Origin of the sequence: Dorea sp. AF36-15AT (assembly GCF_003477705.1) — a bacterium.
GTDB classification, from domain to species: Bacteria; Bacillota; Clostridia; order Lachnospirales; family Lachnospiraceae; genus Claveliimonas; species Claveliimonas ammoniilytica.
Genome location: NZ_QUDV01000002.1, coordinates 26,809 through 43,694 on the forward strand (window position 1 = coordinate 26,809; position 16,886 = coordinate 43,694).

Annotated in this window: 22 protein-coding genes; 19 read left to right on the plus strand and 3 right to left on the minus strand. The window is 45.4% G+C overall.

Annotated features, from left to right (window positions below):
• Positions 1 to 10: 10 nt before the first annotated feature.
• From DWZ93_RS04270 to DWZ93_RS04315, 9 genes are all read left to right on the plus strand, one after another.
• A complete protein-coding gene (locus DWZ93_RS04270) occupies positions 11 to 277 on the plus strand; it encodes a DUF4315 family protein (RefSeq protein WP_117506432.1) in 267 nt (88 codons plus the stop codon).
• Positions 264 to 911, plus strand: a complete 648-nt coding sequence (locus tag DWZ93_RS04275; protein WP_055150056.1) for a DUF4366 domain-containing protein — start codon at positions 264 to 266, stop codon at positions 909 to 911. The genes DWZ93_RS04270 and DWZ93_RS04275 overlap by 14 nt, the downstream gene beginning before the upstream one ends.
• 194 nt (positions 912 to 1,105) lie before the next feature.
• A complete protein-coding gene (locus DWZ93_RS04285) occupies positions 1,106 to 1,507 on the plus strand; it encodes a cysteine-rich VLP protein (protein ID WP_117506421.1) in 402 nt (133 codons plus the stop codon).
• A gap of 132 nt (positions 1,508 to 1,639) precedes the next feature.
• Entirely contained in the window at positions 1,640 to 2,230 is a 591-nt protein-coding gene (locus tag DWZ93_RS04290; RefSeq protein ID WP_242985288.1) for a hypothetical protein, read from the plus strand.
• A 12-nt stretch (positions 2,231 to 2,242) separates the two neighbouring features.
• Positions 2,243 to 2,425, plus strand: coding sequence for a DUF4316 domain-containing protein (locus DWZ93_RS04295; protein WP_117506423.1), 183 nt, complete (start codon positions 2,243 to 2,245; stop codon positions 2,423 to 2,425).
• Positions 2,425 to 2,766, plus strand: a complete 342-nt coding sequence (locus DWZ93_RS04300; protein WP_015553878.1) for a plasmid mobilization protein — start codon at positions 2,425 to 2,427, stop codon at positions 2,764 to 2,766. Before DWZ93_RS04295 ends, DWZ93_RS04300 begins: the two co-directional genes overlap by 1 nt.
• Positions 2,767 to 2,902: 136 nt before the next feature.
• Positions 2,903 to 3,574 (plus strand): alpha/beta fold hydrolase, encoded by a 672-nt coding sequence (locus DWZ93_RS04305; protein WP_117506416.1) that lies wholly within the window; start codon positions 2,903 to 2,905, stop codon positions 3,572 to 3,574.
• Between the two features lie 184 nt (positions 3,575 to 3,758).
• On the plus strand, positions 3,759 to 4,049 hold the full coding sequence (locus DWZ93_RS04310) for a CD1845 family protein (RefSeq protein WP_117506417.1): 291 nt from the start codon (positions 3,759 to 3,761) through the stop codon (positions 4,047 to 4,049).
• A gap of 79 nt (positions 4,050 to 4,128) precedes the next feature.
• Positions 4,129 to 5,544 (plus strand): relaxase/mobilization nuclease domain-containing protein, encoded by a 1,416-nt coding sequence (locus tag DWZ93_RS04315; RefSeq protein ID WP_118426941.1) that lies wholly within the window; start codon positions 4,129 to 4,131, stop codon positions 5,542 to 5,544.
• A 169-nt stretch (positions 5,545 to 5,713) separates the two neighbouring features.
• On the opposite strand, the gene DWZ93_RS04320 is transcribed toward DWZ93_RS04315, so the two are convergent.
• From DWZ93_RS04320 to DWZ93_RS04330, 3 genes are all read right to left on the minus strand, one after another.
• A complete protein-coding gene (locus tag DWZ93_RS04320) occupies positions 5,714 to 6,073 on the minus strand; it encodes a helix-turn-helix transcriptional regulator (RefSeq protein ID WP_044960886.1) in 360 nt (119 codons plus the stop codon).
• 108 nt (positions 6,074 to 6,181) lie between these two features.
• Positions 6,182 to 7,552 carry a sensor histidine kinase gene (locus tag DWZ93_RS04325; protein WP_005927602.1) on the minus strand — a complete coding sequence of 457 codons (1,371 nt, stop codon included), beginning with the start codon at positions 7,550 to 7,552 and terminating at the stop codon, positions 6,182 to 6,184.
• Positions 7,549 to 8,244 carry a response regulator transcription factor gene (locus tag DWZ93_RS04330; protein WP_005927600.1) on the minus strand — a complete coding sequence of 232 codons (696 nt, stop codon included), beginning with the start codon at positions 8,242 to 8,244 and terminating at the stop codon, positions 7,549 to 7,551. Before DWZ93_RS04330 ends, DWZ93_RS04325 begins: the two co-directional genes overlap by 4 nt.
• A gap of 158 nt (positions 8,245 to 8,402) precedes the next feature.
• On the opposite strand from DWZ93_RS04330, the gene DWZ93_RS04335 reads away from it, so the two are divergent.
• The 10 genes from DWZ93_RS04335 (at position 8,403) to DWZ93_RS04370 (ending at position 16,734) form a co-directional block, all read left to right on the plus strand.
• Positions 8,403 to 9,326: an ABC transporter ATP-binding protein gene (locus tag DWZ93_RS04335; protein ID WP_055150037.1), complete on the plus strand. Its 924-nt coding sequence runs from the start codon at positions 8,403 to 8,405 to the stop codon at positions 9,324 to 9,326.
• Complete coding sequence (locus DWZ93_RS04340) at positions 9,310 to 10,122, plus strand: ABC transporter permease (protein ID WP_236741931.1); 813 nt, start codon at positions 9,310 to 9,312, stop codon at positions 10,120 to 10,122. The genes DWZ93_RS04335 and DWZ93_RS04340 overlap by 17 nt, the downstream gene beginning before the upstream one ends.
• A gap of 1 nt (position 10,123) precedes the next feature.
• Positions 10,124 to 10,894: an ABC transporter permease gene (locus tag DWZ93_RS04345; RefSeq protein ID WP_005927592.1), complete on the plus strand. Its 771-nt coding sequence runs from the start codon at positions 10,124 to 10,126 to the stop codon at positions 10,892 to 10,894.
• A gap of 20 nt (positions 10,895 to 10,914) precedes the next feature.
• The gene (locus DWZ93_RS04350; RefSeq protein ID WP_005927589.1) at positions 10,915 to 11,262 is read left to right on the plus strand and encodes a YxeA family protein; all 348 of its coding nucleotides are present in this window, start codon (positions 10,915 to 10,917) and stop codon (positions 11,260 to 11,262) included.
• A 495-nt stretch (positions 11,263 to 11,757) separates the two neighbouring features.
• Positions 11,758 to 12,180: an RNA polymerase sigma factor gene (locus DWZ93_RS04355; RefSeq protein WP_027643547.1), complete on the plus strand. Its 423-nt coding sequence runs from the start codon at positions 11,758 to 11,760 to the stop codon at positions 12,178 to 12,180.
• 441 nt (positions 12,181 to 12,621) lie between these two features.
• The gene (locus tag DWZ93_RS04360) at positions 12,622 to 12,891 is read left to right on the plus strand and encodes a hypothetical protein (RefSeq protein WP_005927584.1); all 270 of its coding nucleotides are present in this window, start codon (positions 12,622 to 12,624) and stop codon (positions 12,889 to 12,891) included.
• A gap of 133 nt (positions 12,892 to 13,024) precedes the next feature.
• Complete coding sequence (locus tag DWZ93_RS14835; RefSeq protein WP_005927581.1) at positions 13,025 to 13,201, plus strand: hypothetical protein; 177 nt, start codon at positions 13,025 to 13,027, stop codon at positions 13,199 to 13,201.
• Between the two features lie 89 nt (positions 13,202 to 13,290).
• Entirely contained in the window at positions 13,291 to 14,799 is a 1,509-nt protein-coding gene (locus tag DWZ93_RS04365) for a recombinase family protein (RefSeq protein ID WP_005927564.1), read from the plus strand.
• 101 nt (positions 14,800 to 14,900) lie between these two features.
• The gene (locus tag DWZ93_RS14690; RefSeq protein WP_158574277.1) at positions 14,901 to 15,602 is read left to right on the plus strand and encodes a hypothetical protein; all 702 of its coding nucleotides are present in this window, start codon (positions 14,901 to 14,903) and stop codon (positions 15,600 to 15,602) included.
• Positions 15,571 to 16,734 carry a protein kinase domain-containing protein gene (locus tag DWZ93_RS04370; protein ID WP_158574278.1) on the plus strand — a complete coding sequence of 388 codons (1,164 nt, stop codon included), beginning with the start codon at positions 15,571 to 15,573 and terminating at the stop codon, positions 16,732 to 16,734. Before DWZ93_RS14690 ends, DWZ93_RS04370 begins: the two co-directional genes overlap by 32 nt.
• Positions 16,735 to 16,886 lie beyond the last annotated feature (152 nt).

Consider the following 16,886-nt stretch of genomic DNA (forward strand, 5'->3'; position numbering starts at 1 on the left):
GAGTCCTTGCATGAACAAGATCGACAAGCTCGATAAGGAACTGGAAAAAGCCCGGGAGAAGGCTGCCGAGTGGCAGGCCAAAATCCGGGAGCTGGAAAAGCAGAAACAGGAGGAAGAAAACAGCCAGATCGTGCAGGCGGTGCGCTCCCTTAAACTGACGCCCGCCCAGCTGATGGCATTTCTGAATGACCCCAAAAACAGCCTTACCGCTTCGGACCATACTGACCCGAAGCCGGAGGCACCCGAAAAGGAGGACACAGCCCATGAAAAAAACTAAATACCGCAGGCTGGCGGCGATGGCTGCCAGCCTTTTGTGTTGCCTGATCTTTACGGTCCCGGCCTACGCCCAGAGCAGCGAGCCGCAGCCGGAGACAGCTCCCGCCCCGGCGGAAACCGAAGCGGAGCCGGAAACACAGAACCCCTTTACCCCGGACGGGACGGGAACCGTGGTGGACAACGCCACCGACGAGGACGGTAAAGAGTTTTACACCATTACCACAGCAGACGAGAGCGTGTTTTATCTGGTGATCGACAAACAGAAAACCAGCGAGAACGTCTATTTCCTCAATACCGTTACCACAGACGACCTTCTGCCTCTTGCCGAACAGGGTAAGGAACCGCCCAAAGAAGTGACCCCGGAGCCAGAGCCAAAGCCCACCGAACCGGTGGAGGAAGTACCGGAACCCGAGCCGGAGAAAAAGGACAGCCCCCTTCTCTCTCTGCTCCTGATCGGTACGGTGGTGCTGGCCGGCGGTGGAATTGGTTACTATTTCAAGATTTACAAGCCGAAGCATGAGGCCCCGGATTTGGAGGATGATTACTGCGAATATGAGGACGGGGAGCTGGAGGAGATCGCAGAGGAACCCGAGGACGAAGATACCCCGCCGTGGGAGGAAGATACGGAGGAATGAGAATGAATTTTACAAGCAGCCCTTTTGAACGAATGATGAAGGAAGTACCGCACCCCGGCTGGGACAATGACGACCCTTGTAAGGGATGCCGTTACTACAAGGAGTGCAAAGGAAAGAAAAAACAGTGCCGGAAGAAGTTCCGGGCGCTGATCGTGGAGCCCCGCCCTTCGGGCCATCGTGGCCCGAAGTCTTAAATGGACGCCCGGGAGCTGACCCGTGACGAGAAGAAGAAAATCCGTTCTCTTGTCACGGGGATGTGTGCCAACTATGACCGGGAAAGCGGCCTGTGCCTTCCTCTTGACTGTGCCTGCTATATGCTGCACAAGTGCTGGACAGGGGCGTACTGCCGTTATTTCCGTGAGGCTGTCCTGCCTCTTAACCCGGAGCTTCAAGCGTCGTTGACAACGGAAGGCATCTCCCCGGAGCTGCGAGCCTGTGCGGTCTGCGGAAAGGCGTTTTTGCCCGAGGGGCGTCAAGCCTACTGTTCCGACGCCTGCAAGGCCGAAGGGAACCGCCGAAAAAGCCGGGAACGCATGAGGAAAATGCGGGAGAAAAGGCCGGGCGGCTGTTACGATTTGCCGCTTCCAAAGGCTTGACATTCCGGGCTTTTTGGAGGGTGTTTCCGGGGTGGGAATATCTTATTACATTCCTCCCCGGTCTGCCCTCTTATTTCGTAACATCCAGCACTTCGGGTCATGTTGGCCCGAGGCACAGAAAGGAGGGATCTCTTGGAGACAGTACAAGGATATGTGATTTTGAAAGCTGCCACCTTTGAAACCGGACACGGCTTTGCGCTGGGGCATAATCCGGGAGCGCCGAGCCCCTTTGTGACCTGGCAGTTTACCAAGGGAGAAAACGGCCATCGGGATTACTACTGGGGCCGCTATGGAACCAGTCAAGCGTGGGCGCAGAGGGACTTTGACCGCCGGGTGGACGACTATCAGCAGCTTTACCATGCGGCGGTCAAGCATACCGAGCTGGGACCGGAGGGCGTTTACCGCTATTATTCCACCCAGCGGCCCGTGGACATAGGCACCTACCCGAAGCCGCCGGATAACCAGCCTCTTTCCATCGTCAACTACGATGACGACAGGCGGCGTCCTGTGGCAGACGGCAGGCTGATGGCATGGGGCGAACTGACCTACGCAAAGCCGCTGACCGAAAAGCAGATGGAGGATTATGAACTGAAACCAGCACCGGGCAATCCTGACCGGGTGCGCCCATCCATTACCGCCCGGCTCAAAGAAGGAACCAGAGGGCAGGAACCCCCGAAGGAGCCCGGCCAGAAGCGGAGCCATAAAAACCATGAGGAACGATAAAGGAGGATCGCCATGCACGAAAAAGACAACTATCTGAAAACCGCCGAGCTCTCCACGGAGCTGAACTGCAACATGATCGACGGCGTACCCAACAACACGCCCATCCCGCCCACGCCCCCGGAACTGGACGCAAAACCGCTGGATAAGGTAAAGGAGCCAAAAGAGCGCCGGAAAGGCCGGGAGCTGGAACGCTGATGGAGAACCGCAAGCGGAATGTCCATCTGCACGTCATGGTAACGCCGGACGAGCTGGCAGCCATCCATGAACGGATGGCCGAGGCGGGCATTTCCAACGCCGGGGCTTATGTACGGAAAATGGCTCTGAACGGGTATATCCTGCACATCGACCTTGCGCCCGTAAAAGAACTGATCTCTCTGCAACGGCGCTGTTCCAACAATCTCAATCAGGTCGCCGTACACGCACACACCTATGGCGTGTACCCGGAGGAAATCGACGGATTGAAGCGGGACTATGAAAAGCTGTGGGGCGAGGTGTCAAAGGTGCTGCGGGAGCTCTCCGAGCTGGTGGCAAAGTAAGACGAGGGCGGCAGGCTTCCGTTGCGGGGCTTGCCGCCCTGTTCTTTTTTTACCACTTCGGGCCAGCATGACCCGAAGATTGACTAACATAAAATTTTGAGATAGACTAAAGAAAATGAGAAGTTAGAGGTGTTAAATGAAATATATATTTTTACATGGAATGGGACAAAATGCGTCTAGCTGGGATAAAACAATATCGTTTTTACCTGACAATATTGAAACAGTCTGTTTGGAATTAAGTGATTTTTTTACAAAAGGAAACTGCTATTACGATAAAATATATTCTGCTTTTTGTGATTACTGTAATAAATTTTCTGATCCACTAAATCTGTGTGGTCTTTCTCTTGGTGCAGTTCTTGCATTGAATTATGCTATTGACTTTCCACAAAGAGTAATGTCACTTGTACTGATTGCACCCCAGTATGATATGCCTAAATTTTTACTCAGAGTACAGAATTTAGTGTTCAAATTCATGCCTAAAAGTCAATTTCAAAATATTGGATTAACAAAAAATGATTTTATTACACTCACAAATTCAATGGTCAATATGGACTTTACTAAAGATATTGAAAAGATTTTTTGTCCTGTTCTTGTTCTTTGTGGGGAAAAAGATAATGTAAATAAAACGGTTGCTGTGAAGCTTACAGAAAGATTACCGAGAGCTAAATTCATAACCATCAATAATTCTAAGCATGAGGTTAATCTTGATAATCCAAATGAGCTTGCTAAGGCGATAAAGGAATATATAATTGAAGATGAAGAATTTGTTTGCGTAGAATGCGAGAAAACTTCCGGTTTGTTAAACTAACATGAATTTTAGTTTATGGTTAATGAGATTGATGTTATCAATATGGGACGACGGCAGGACATAAAAAGTGTCCTGCTTTTTTCATACCTTTGGGACAGGATTTACTAATCTTTCGCAACATTTATGTCCCCGGGCAGGCATGATAAAATAGAGGTAGGAAGGATAGATAAAGGAGGTTTTGAAGATGAAGATACTGCTGAAAATGTTGGTTGCTCCATTTGCTTTAGCGTTGTCCCTTCTGGCGGCTCTGCTGGTGTTCCTGTTTGATATTTGTGCCGTCCTGTTGACGATTGCCTCTGTGATCCTGGCGGTGCTGGGTGTCGCTCTCTTTTTCACGCCGACGCCCATAGGAGGGATTGTATTTCTGTTTCTTGCCTTCCTTCTTTCGCCGTATGGACTGCAAGCGGCGGCGGGCTCCCTTCTTTGGGCACTGGACGGAGGCAAATCCGCTCTGTACCGGTTTCTGGCAAGTTAAGCAGCCTCGGGCCATACTGGCCCGAAGTCGGGGCGGTCTGAATGGGCCGCCCCTTTCTCATGGAAAGGAGGGATGATTTCTGGCTACCACAACTTTGTTGCAGCGCCATGCGGGCGAAGGCGAAACGATTGCTGAGGCAATCCGGGATTGTCTGGACTATGGCAAGGACCCGGAAAAAACAGAAAGCGGAAAGTATATCTCCGCTTATGAATGTGATCCGGCCACCGTGGCGGACGAGTTCCTTTTGGCAAAGGCCAGCTATGCCGCTATGACGGGCCGGGAACAGAAAAAAGAAAATGATGTGCTGTGCTATCAGATACGACAATCCTTCTATCCGGGCGAGATCACCCCGAAGGAGGCGAACCGTATCGGCTATGAGCTGGCTATGCGCTGGACGAAGGGGCGGCACGCTTTTATCGTTACCACGCACACCGATAAGCAGCACATCCATTGTCACATTTATTACAACTCCACCACCCTTGACTGCACCCGGAAATTCCGAAATTTTTGGGGCTCCAGCTTCGCCCTTCGGCGGCTCTCTGACAGGCTGTGCCTTGAAAACGGGCTGTCCATCGTGGAGAACCCGAAGCCCCGGAGCAAGGGTAAGTATCGGAATTATGGAGAATGGCAGAAAGACCGGAAAGGGCCGCTTTCCTATCAGGACAGGCTGCGCCTCGCCATTGATACTGCACTGGCGGAACGCCCCGCTGATCTGGACGAATTTCTCAATCTGATGAAGCGGGCCGGATATGAGGTCAAGACGGTTCGGGGCGGCGGTATCAGCTTCCGACTGACCGGGCAGGGACAGGAACGCTTTACCCGTCTGCGCGCCTCCACACTGGGGGACGGCTACGACTTGCAAGATGTTCTGGTCGCCATTGAGGGTAAAGAAAAACGCCCCGGACATTCGGAGCGGAAAATCAGTCTGGCAGTGGATATTCAAGTTAAACTGGCTGCCGGTAAGGGACCGGGATATGAACGCTGGGCGAAGGTATTTAACATTAAGCAGATGGCCGCTGCCCTTGCCTATATACAGGACAATGGACTGACCGATTATGAGCAGTTGGCACAGAAAGCCACCGAGGCGGCAGACCGTTTCCATGCCATTTCCGAGCAGATCAAGCAGACGGAACAGGCCATGAAAACCAATGCCGGGCTAAAGGCCGCAACGGTTCAGTATGCCAAAACCCGTCCGGTCTTTGAGCAGTATAAGGCGACGAAGTACAGCCGGAAATTTCTTGCGGAGCATGAGGCCGACCTTGAACTGTACCGGGCTGCACAAGCGGAAATGCGCTCTCTGCTGGACGGGGCGAAGCTCCCTAAAATGGATGTGCTGAAGGAGGAAGGCCGTAAGCTCACAGCAAAGAAAAAACAGCTCTATGGAGAATACCAGAAGGCACGACGAGATATGCAGGAGATCGTCACGATCAAGGCGAACATTGACACTCTGATGGGCTACACCGAGCCGGGAAGAAAGCAGGAAAAGGAGCGTTAAGGTTATGAAAATAAGGAGCAAAGCGACGCTGACACTTCGGGCCATGTTGGCCCGAAGATACGGGTTTGGGGCGAGCCCCAACAAGCCGCCTTTGTGCCACTTGTGGCCACAGAGGCATTGCTTGCCACTTAGCGGCAGCCCCTAAAATGGCGCAAAAAAACAGAGGCCCTTATTCTGGAACCTCCGTTTCTCTGGCTTTCTTAATGCCCTCGGCTGTGGCTTCTATTACGACAAGCTCTTTTTCATTCATGGAGTTTAGAAGCACATCAATGTGCTTTCTGCAAGAGCTTGACCTTGCCCCTCCATCCGCATGAATAAACTGGTCAACTGAGACGTCAAACATGGTAATGAGTTTAACAAAAAGGTCGAAGCTGGGATACTGCCCCTTGTTCTCAATATTCATAATGGTGCGGGAGTCACGGTCTACTAATTCCGCAACATAGGCTTGTGTCCAGCCCTTTTCTTCTCTGGCTCTTTTGAGCGCCAACCCGAGGCCGTGAAAGTCAAACCTTCTTTCATCTTGGTTCATTCTCATATCACCCTATATCATTGTACATTTCGGGTTGAATTATAAGAATGTAATGAAATTTGATGTAAGGTAGTATTTTATTTCTTGTTTTTGTCTGTCTATTATAAGTTAATATATTTCTATTGGAATAACAACTTCTACGCTTAATCCGTGCGGGGCAGTATCAGAAAATTGAATTGTGCCTTGATGTATTTTCACAATCTGCCGCACGATTTTAAGACCCAGCCCATGCTCGATTTCTCCCGTTTGCTTTTGCGTACTGGAAATATCTCTGTCGTTATTCAATGTGTTTAGTTGCGGCTCACTTATTCCACAGCCATTGTCTATTACAGAAAAGGTACACGTTCTATCACAGCTTCCTACTGATACTTGTATCCTACACCCGTTTGGATTATGGACAATACAATTCCTGATTAAATTGCATAACATCCGATTTAGTAAGGATTGATCGCCAGTAATAGTGATAGCTTTTCCGGGATTATCTTCTGATAGCTCTAATTCATATTTGTCTGATAGGCCATCATTCAAAACTTCACTTACGGCTTGCCTCGCCAATTCTACCGGGACAAGTGTTTGCTTTTGCATAGGCTGCATGGAATATTCCAGTTTTGTAGTCAAATTCAAATTCTCAACTAAATTCTTTAGTTTTTCGCTATGTTTGCGGATAATTTCCGCTTGCTTTCTGGTGGTTTCCGGCAAAGAAGAAGTTTCTTCAATTTCGCTGGCATACCCTAAAATCATAGAAAGCGGCGTGCGTATATCGTGAGAAATACCCCTGATCCATTCGGCGCGGGTGTTATCTTTTTTTAGTAAGTAATCACCGGCTTTATTCAAACCGGCATTGATTTCTGCTAACTCCCCGTTTTCTTCCAGATGAACGGGATGCCCGGATGAAAGATGTCGTATGCCATTCAAAATCGGCTCCATAGCTTTTTCAATCCGGTGGGCATTTCGGACAAATAGATACAACATTAACAAAACATTGATACAGACAGCGGCTAAAAATCCAAACGCTATCGGCCGAACATATTGAGTTTTGATGGAAGTGTAGTAATTCGTTACATATCCCTGCGGGAAACCAACAACTAAAAGGCTGCCTTGTCGATTCCAAATATTAACTGGATAACTGTTAAGATACCAACGGCTGAACATAGCAACGTCCGTTGTGGAATAGTGGCGCGGCAATTCTTCCGGCACATTCATTTCCCAAATTATGTTTCCATTTTCATCCAAAATCATGGCCCATGCGCAAGCATTGTTTAACATGTCCTCTGCCTGTATATCGGCATTGAATTGCCCGTTAGTTTCTGTGATATGATTTGAAAAATCTTCAATCGGGAAATTTGAGTTTTTTACATTCCCTAAATAGGCGGCTGCAAAGAAAGAGGCTACTAACAAAATATTGACGAATAGAAAGAGAATGATGATACTGACTATTGAAAATATATAGCGGCGAAAAAATCGCTCTGATTTGTTCATGTTTGCACCCCCTTAATATTCAGACGATACCCAATTCCTTTAATTGTTACAAGCGCAACTGGTTTTGAAGGATTTTCCTCGATTTTTTCTCTTAGATGTCGGATATGAGTTGCTAATGTACTTTCGTATCCTTGCCAGAAATCACCGCATATTGCTTGACATAATGCGCCTGTGGTAACGATCCTGCCTTGATTTTCATACAGTTTTTCAAAAAGTTGAAACTCTTTGGCTGTCAGCGAAATATTTTCTCCGCTTCTCTGGACGATTGCTTTTTCCAGATCAACCGTAGCAGCTTCAAAGAACACTTTCCGCTCTTTCTCCGGGTAAACGCGTTTCAATATAGCCTGTACTCGAAATAGTAATTCTTTTGGTAAGAATGGTTTTAACAGATAGTCGTCTGCACCATTTTCAAAGCCTACAAATTTATCTTCAGCCTCGCCACGAGCTGTTAGCATTAAGACAGGAATTTTGCTGGTCTTTCGTAGTTCTTTTAATGCAGCAAACCCATCCATACCAGGCATCATAACATCGAGTATCATCATATCTGGTTCTTGTTCCTCACACATTTTTAAGGCTGCCTCGCCAGACGAAGCCGTCAATATTTGTGTAAATCCTGCTCTTGTAAAAATAGATTTTACCATCTCCAACAAATCTGTTTCATCATCAACTACAAGGATTCTTTTATCGTTCATAAGGCACCACCTTTTATTTGTTGCTCTTATTATACCTCAAGATAGGTAAAATGCCTATTCTGACCTTGAAATCTCAAAGTAAACTCAAGGTTGGCTCAATGTTATCTCAAAGTTGATATGTTATGCTGAGTACACAAACAAAAAAGGAGGCATAAGTGATGAACGATTACATTATTGAAACACATAATCTGACAAAAAAGTATGGAAGTCAGACCAGTGTTTCCCATCTGAATATTCATGTGAAAAAGGGCCGTATCTACGGGCTATTGGGACGCAACGGTGCAGGTAAGACCACGACCATGCGGATGTTGCTAGGACTGACGGCTCCCACGTCTGGCGAGGTAACGATATTTGGAAAGCCCTTTCAGGGCAACGAAAAGAATATCCTGCCCCATATAGGCTGTCTGATTGAGTCGCCGGGCTTTTACCCCAATTTGACAGGAACGGAAAACCTAAAAATCTTTGCTGAACTTCGAGGATTAAGGAGCCCCAAATATATCAAAAATGCATTGGAACTTGTTAATCTACCTTACCGGGACAAGAAGTTGTTTTCCCAATATTCTCTTGGCATGAAGCAGCGGTTGGCGATTGCTCTGGCCGTCATGCATAACCCGGAACTTTTGATTTTGGACGAACCGATTAACGGCCTCGACCCCATCGGCATTGCGGAAGTGCGAGATTTTATCCGAGAATTGTGTGATACCAGCGGTAAAACCATTTTAATTTCCAGTCATATTCTTTCGGAAATCTCTCTGCTTGCAGACGATGTGGGAATTATTGACCACGGAAAGTTGCTAGAAGAAGAAAGTCTGAAAGAATTGGAGGCGAAAAACGCCAAGTTCATCCACTTCTGCGTATCGGATGCACAAAAAGCTGCGAAAATTATTGCTGCAACATTTCACAGCAAAGATTTTCGCCTTACAGATGCCAATAATCTGTATCTCTACGATATGACTCTGCCAGTGGAAAAGATTAACCGTTCTTTTGTCGAATCAGGAATTGAGATTCAAGAAGTCCATCTTTGTGAGGATACTTTAGAGGACTACTTCAAAAAGATAACAGGGGGTGAGGGGATTGCTTAACTTGATTCGGTGCGAGTTTTGGAAACTGAAAAGAAAAATGTTCGTGCAGTTGGTATTGGCGGCATCTTTTCTGTTTCCAATCCCGCTAACTGCCATTATCTATTATCTGAACACGGCGCAGAACAAATACGCTACAAAAGCAGCAGCTTTTGACGCCCTGTGGCAATCCGTAATCGGTTTTGGTATGTTGCTACTTCTTCCCTGCATTTTAGGAATTGTTGCAGCACTCCTCTTTTTTATGGAGCGAGATAACGACACCTTTAAAAACCTACGGACAATTCCGATAACAAGTTCACAGATGGTTATCGCAAAGTGCATTGTTTTATTATTGCTTAGTATTGCGTTTTGTATATCTTCGACTGTAGCCTCTATCCTTTGCGGTTTTGTCTTTTTCGGAGTGACCGATATTTTGTTTAAGGTATTGTTTTCCGCTATTTACGGATTATTGATTGCGATTAGTGCATTACCGCTGATATTGCTGATTATATTTTTCAGCAGATCCTATATTTTTTCCATTATGCTTTGTGTATTTTATAGTGTATTCAACCTGCTCTCAACATTTTCTATGACAGCACTTCCAAAATGGCTTGTACTTACTCTGCCTACACCGAGCATTATGTTGTGGGGAACCCAGCAAATGTCTTCTCGTACTGCTATAAACGACACAGAGGATTTGCAGAACTTCATTCAAATGGGATTGATACCTTCTACTCCTCAACTAATTATAACTTTGGGGGTAATTGGGGTTGTTTCACTTCTTCTGGCGGTCTATCTTTATAAGAAAAGGAGTGAGTGAAATGGTAACAATTATAAAAACCGAGTTTATGAAGCTGAAAAGATATTTTATTGTCTGGATTGGCGTGTCCCTCATGCTTCTTACAGTTCTGCTAACCTTGTTTACTACAATGGCCGATGACGGAATGGTATGGGACTACCAATTTCTTTTTGAACAGGTAGTTAAGCATTTTGTAACAATGATTTTCCCAATGTGTATCACGCTGATTAGTGGGTATATGATTTCCCGTGAATATACAGACGACACATTAAAAAATATTGAAACATTACCCATTTCATTTAGGAAACTTCTGGCAGGTAAATTGATTGTTTCTGCAATTCTGTCGCTTTTCTTAGGAATTGTGTGCTTTGTTTTCACAGTCATTGCAAATTTTATCATGGGATATGATGGATTTGCTTTGATTCCTGCGCTTACAGGATTGGTGCAAATGGCATTGTTAGGATTCTTCCTTTACTTGACAATGCTGCCCATTATTGTTCTGACAAGCAGATATAAAGGGAGTTTCCTTGTAGGGGTTATCGTCGCTTTTGTATATGGGTTTATAGGAATGTTTGCAAATGGGACTTTACAATCTATATATCCTGTCTCCGCTGCGCTTGGTTTAATCAATTATCGAGCTGGGGCAGAAGGAGTTATGTGGAATAAAGGACTGTGTTTTATTAGCATTCTGATTATGTGTGCTATTGGAATTGCTTTGATGTTTGTAAAACAGAAACCAGAAAAGAGAGAAGCTAAAAAAACACAGCACACAGCACCTAAAAAGGGCTGGTAAAAGAAAGAGAGGTAACCTTTATGAGTTCTAAGAAAAAAATAGGAATTGTGATTGTCGTTGCTGTACTAGCAATTACTTTTATGACTGTAGCTTTTCTCACTACGCAAACCAATACAGACTACTATACGCAGATTGATAACCGATGGGTAACAGATATTGCACCGCATGGTGCGATGAACTATAAATACACATTGGTTGCTTATGATGAAAGTGGTAATGCGAAAGACGTTACTTTTGAAACAAGCAAAGTTCTCACAGATGGTGCGTATCTGTGCTTGAAAGTGGCTCCCATCAGAGGGGTTGTAACATGGGCTGAAATGCAGTTTGATGAATTACCTTCTTCTGTTCAAGAAAAATATAAAGAATAACCCCGCAGGACAATAAAGGTGCCTGTAATGAAATATATTTAGATCAGCTGCCACACGACGGCAAAAGAAAAAAAGCCGTCGTACAGCAGCCCTTTTGACACGCCCATACGACTAGCGGCGGCTTTGATTTTCAGAGCCGCCGTTTCTTTCGTTTATCCTAAACCAACGACGACCTAACACCGTGTAAATCCACGGCGGCATATAGGAGGATTGCCGCCGTGTCTATTTTTGTCTTTTTTCACAGTACCCATGACCTACATCAGTTAAAAAAAGCATAGCTCCCCCTCCGGGTTATTCCGGCTATGTATGCGAAATTTGTTGGAACCTTAACTATTATGTCATTTCATGCGTCCGTGTGGCTTCATGCCGCCCGGGCGCTTTTGTGTTCTTATGGGGCTGCTTCGGGTCATGTTGGCCCGAAGTCATTCCCCGGTGTCGCTCCCCGCCGCCTTCGTTTCGGTCACTCGTCAACCAACAACCGAAACGGAGGTCAATATGGCTATTATCAATTTGCGGGACTATTACCCATTCTATACATCAGATTGCTTCATGGAAGTATCGGAAGAAGTTGCAGAAATGTTCAAAGAATTTGATCGTAAAGAGGCTGCCTACCGGCTGCGTACATACCGCCACAAAGCCTACTATTCCCTTGATCGGGATGATGGGCTGGAGCATGAGGCTGTCTTTGTCGCACTTTCGCCCCATGAGCTGTACGAGCGAAAAGTTACCATGCAGGAACTTCACGCAGCGATTGCCAGTCTGCCGGACAAACAGGCAAAACGGATTTATGCTCATTTCATTCTCGGCATGACCAAACAGGACATTGCCCGGGCAGAGGGCGTCCATGAAAAAGTGGTTCGTGTCGCAATCGAGCGAGGTCTGCGGCGCTTAGAAAAAATTTTGAAAATTTCTTTGTAAGGCGTACCGATTTAGGCCGGAAAATGAAATGGCTTATGAGAGGTAAAACACTTCGGGTCACAATGGCCCGAGGTTCAGACAAGCCTCATGCAGATTGAAAATTGAATAAAAAGACACCCGGATACGAAGGGGAACGCGCTGTGTGACAGACCCGCCATGACCTCGGATTTCAGAGAATACAGTCTTTGTAAAACTGAGCGAGCGAACAGGTCCATGCCATAGGTGGGGCAAGGCTGGCTCCACCGGAACAGGTGCAGGCCCCGGATACTTGCGTTTAGTCACAGTCCGAGCGTTGAAGCGGCCTTGCAAGCCGTGAGCCGTCGCAGGCAATGAGAACGCCTTGCCATCAGAATGGGGAGAGTTGAAATACTATGGGGCATGAAGCCTATGTCCGTCCGGTGTGTCTGAAATGAAGTGAAAACCTATGGGGAGCCCCCGGCAATGCTGTCTGATGATAGGCCAACCGATCCGGCGCGGCTCCCCATCTTTTCAAAAAAGGAGCACTTTATGGGAAATGCGTTTGGAATGATCCCCGGCTTGGAACCGGACGAATGGAGCAATGACGCTTGCCGTGGTTATGTCATTATGGCAATGGAGAACTGCGGATTTTCAAAGAAGGATATACGGCGTGTTGTGGGGCAGCTTTATGAAGTATTTGACCTCAACAGCGTGGAGGACGCCAAAGAAAAGTACCATTCCAGTCCTTACTGACCTCGGGCCACATCGACCCGAAGTGGAGAAAACTCAAAGGGCGGCACCTGCCGGGTGCCGTCTTTTGACATTTCCCCACGGGACAAGTGGGAAAGGCTGGCATATACACGCACTTTCGCAAAGGAGGTTTTCAATGACGCAAGCTGTCACTTATGAACGAGAAACAAAGTCTGTCGCATTTCAAGGGAAGATCATTGTGCTGGAAAGCCTCACGCCGGTACTTCCCCCGAAGGAGAAAGCACAGCGCAAAAAAGAAATTGAGCGTTGTCTTTACGAGGTGTTCAGCAAATATGGAGACAGATTTCCCTAATCATTCGCAACATTGTTGTCCGGGGCTGCTGATGGTATAATATAGTTGTAAGGTTGGTAGCTCCATTCCAACAAGGAAAGGAGCCCAATATGGAATTTATCAGAGAAGATTGTATTTACGCAAGACAGTCAGTAGACCGCAAGGACAGTATCAGCATTGAAAGTCAGATCGACTTTTGCAAGTATGAATTGAAAGGTGGGAGCTGCCGGGTATTCAAGGACAAAGGCTATTCCGGTAAGAACACGGACAGGCCGGAGTTTCAAAAGCTGCTGGGCGAGATCCGCAAGGGAAAGGTTCGGCGGGTCATCGTGTACAAGCTGGACCGTATAAGCCGCTCTATTCTGGACTTTGCAACGATGATGGAGCTGTTTCAAGAGTACGATGTGGAGTTTGTATCCTCCACGGAAAAGTTTGATACTTCGACACCGATGGGCCGGGCCATGCTGAATATCTGCATTGTATTCGCCCAGCTTGAACGTGAGACAATTCAGAAGCGTGTCACAGACGCCTACTATTCACGGTGCCTGAAAGGCTTTCACATGAGCGGACAGGCGCCATACGGTTATCAGTTAGAGCCTACTGTGGTAGAGGGTATCCGCACAAAGAAAATGGTTGCCGACCCCGTAGCCGCCGACCATGTTCGGCTGATGTTTGAAATGTACGCTGAACCGGAAACCTCCTTCGGAGATATTACCCGATACTTCGAGGAACATGACATAAAAATTTATGGCAAATCCATGTTCCGTACATTTCTTTCCCAGCTTTTAAGAAACCCGGTTTACGCACAGGCCGATTTGGAGCTGTACGAATTTTTCAAGAGCCAGGGCGCAGCGATTGTCAATGACGCTTCTGACTTTGCCGGAACAAACGGCTGCTATCTCTATCAGGGGCGGGATGTGAAGGAGGACAAGGACAGGTGCTTAAAAGACCAGATACTTGTTATCGCTCCCCATGAAGCACTCATTTCCTCTGACACATGGCTGAAATGCCGGAAAAAACTTATGGCAAATACCACCTTCCAACAGGGACGGAAACCGAAGAACACTTGGCTGGCCGGAAAAATCAAATGCGGTCATTGTGGGTATGCGCTGAAAGCCACCCATGTACCAAACAGCACCGGGTATTTCCGCTGTACCAAACGGACGGAAAATAAAGGCTGTCCGGGCTGCGGGAAAATCCGCAAAGAAGAATTTGAGCAATTCATTTTCTCGGCCATGCAGGAGAAATTCAAAGACTTTCAGATACTCCACGGCAGGGAGGAAAAAGTCAATCCGAAACTGACAGCCTATCAAGTGGAACTGGCACAGGTGGAGGCAGAAATTGAAAAGCTGCTGGATACGCTGACCGGAGCCAATGCGACCTTGCTTGCCTACGCTAACAAAAAAATTGAAGAACTGGACACCCGACGCCAGACTATTTCAAAGGCAATCGCCGAATTGAGTGTTGAAACCATATCGCCCCAGCAGATAAAGAAGTTGTCCTATTATCTCGACAACTGGGACAGCATAGATTTTGACGACAAAAGAAAAGCCGCCGATGGTTTGATCTCTACGATCAAGGCCACCAGCGACCGTGTTCAGATAGAGTGGAAAATCTGATACTTCCACTCTATCGACCCTCATTTCTATTTTATCTCGTTTGTACCCCTTGTACACCGATGTTTGGAATATCTGATATAAAAAGTGATGTTGCTAGTTCTATGACTGATTATTACCTTAAAGAAATATTTGATATTCTACAACAAACTTTTATAGATGATGATGAAAAATGTGCAGAATTAGCGACATTAGAGTGGATGTGCAGAAATGTGCTTGAATGGGAGCATATGAAATGTATGCAAAAGATTATGAAGGATGATCCGACCTTCTATGCGTTATTAGTTAGTATTATATATAAGGCGGATGACAATGAAAATATTGACGAAGAAAAGAGGAAATTGGCCAATAAGGTTTATTCGGGTTTTGATAAAGCAAAGTTTTGCCCAACAGAAAAGGATGGGGAAGTCATATATGAAAATCTGAAAAAGTGGATAGAGAAGTTTAAAGAGCTACTGATTAACCAGAAGCAAGAAAGACTATTCGGGAATTTGGTTGGACGTTTATTGGCATATTCACCAATTGGGGAGGATGGTTATAGTCCGTGTGAAGCTGTGCGTATGGTTATAGAAGAATATTACACAGATTCGTTAAAAACAGCCTATGTGGTAGCAGAAGAAAACAAACGTGGAGTGCATATGGTTGATGCTGGTAAATCTGAGCTTATATTACATCAAAGATATCAAAAGAATGCTGAAGCATTACAAGAACGCTATCCCTATACTGCAGATATATATTTTGCAATTAGTGATAATTATAAACGCGAAGCTGAATATGAAAGAAAGCGTGCAGAAGATGAATGGTAGGAAAAAATACGTAGGTGAATCGTATAGTTTTTATAGAAAGAATAGACCTATTGGAAAGGGAGGCAATGGGGCTGTGTATGAAGTGGAACTTCTATCCGATAATGGATTAGGGTTTCCTATGGTGGCTAAATTTTTCGAGTATGAAGGCACAGATAAGGAAAAAAGATATAAGAGATTTAAGAACGAGATAATTGCTTTAAATGAGTTGAAGGATATTGATGGTATAATGCAGGTGCTTGATAAGAAATGTCCACAAGATATACCTCGAACTATGGATGAAGCATGGTATCTGATGCCCAAAGCGAAACCATATAAGCTTACACACTCCCCTAATATATATATCAAGATAGTAGATATGCTTCAGTTGGCACGAATTATACAATGCATCCACGAGAGGAATGGAGCGCATCGAGATATTAAGCCGGAAAATATATTGATATTAGGTAATCGATTAGTTCTTTCTGATTTTGGATTGTATTGGGGAATAGAGGAGGAACGGCTTACAGAATTTAATGAGCGAATAGGACCATACAAAATAATGCCACCTGAATTAGAGAATGTGCAAACAGATTTGGATTTAGATTTTAGACCTTCGGATGTATATTTATTTGCTAAGGTATTATGGATGACATTGAAGGGGGATAATATCGGTTTTCGAGGACAATATCAACGAGGAGATGTTCAGATTTTTCTAAATAAAGAGAATTTTGGTGATGTAATTACATTAGAGCCAATACATAAATTAATAGAGCAGGCTACTTTTGAAGATATGAACAAAAGAATATCAATTCACCAATGTATTGATTATTTGGAATTGCAACGCAATTTATTGGACGAGAGGGAACGAGAACTACTTTCCAATGAGTTAGTTAGTCGGTTGCTTTATGATGAACATAGTAAAATGATTATTGAACGTACCAAGCCGGATGAGTTGATATATGAAGATAAAGGGACTATTTTTAGTATGTTAAGAGGTGTCATTCCAATATCCAAAATCATGGTCAAATCACTTAATGATGAGCAAAAGGCAAAGCAGATTCAGCTGACGGATTTTCAGGTTGGCTCAGGTGGTATATGCAAGATGCTTTATTTTAATAATGGAATTATAATAAATTTTATATCTGATTTTTGATTATCCGCATAAACACTATACTTTCAAGCATTTTGAAATATAGGAAAGCACTCATTTTACCACGAATTTACCACGATTGAATGAGCCTTGATATGACGTAAGAATTTGAAAAGGACACCGTATAGTTTGGTGTCCTTTTACATGAAAATCAT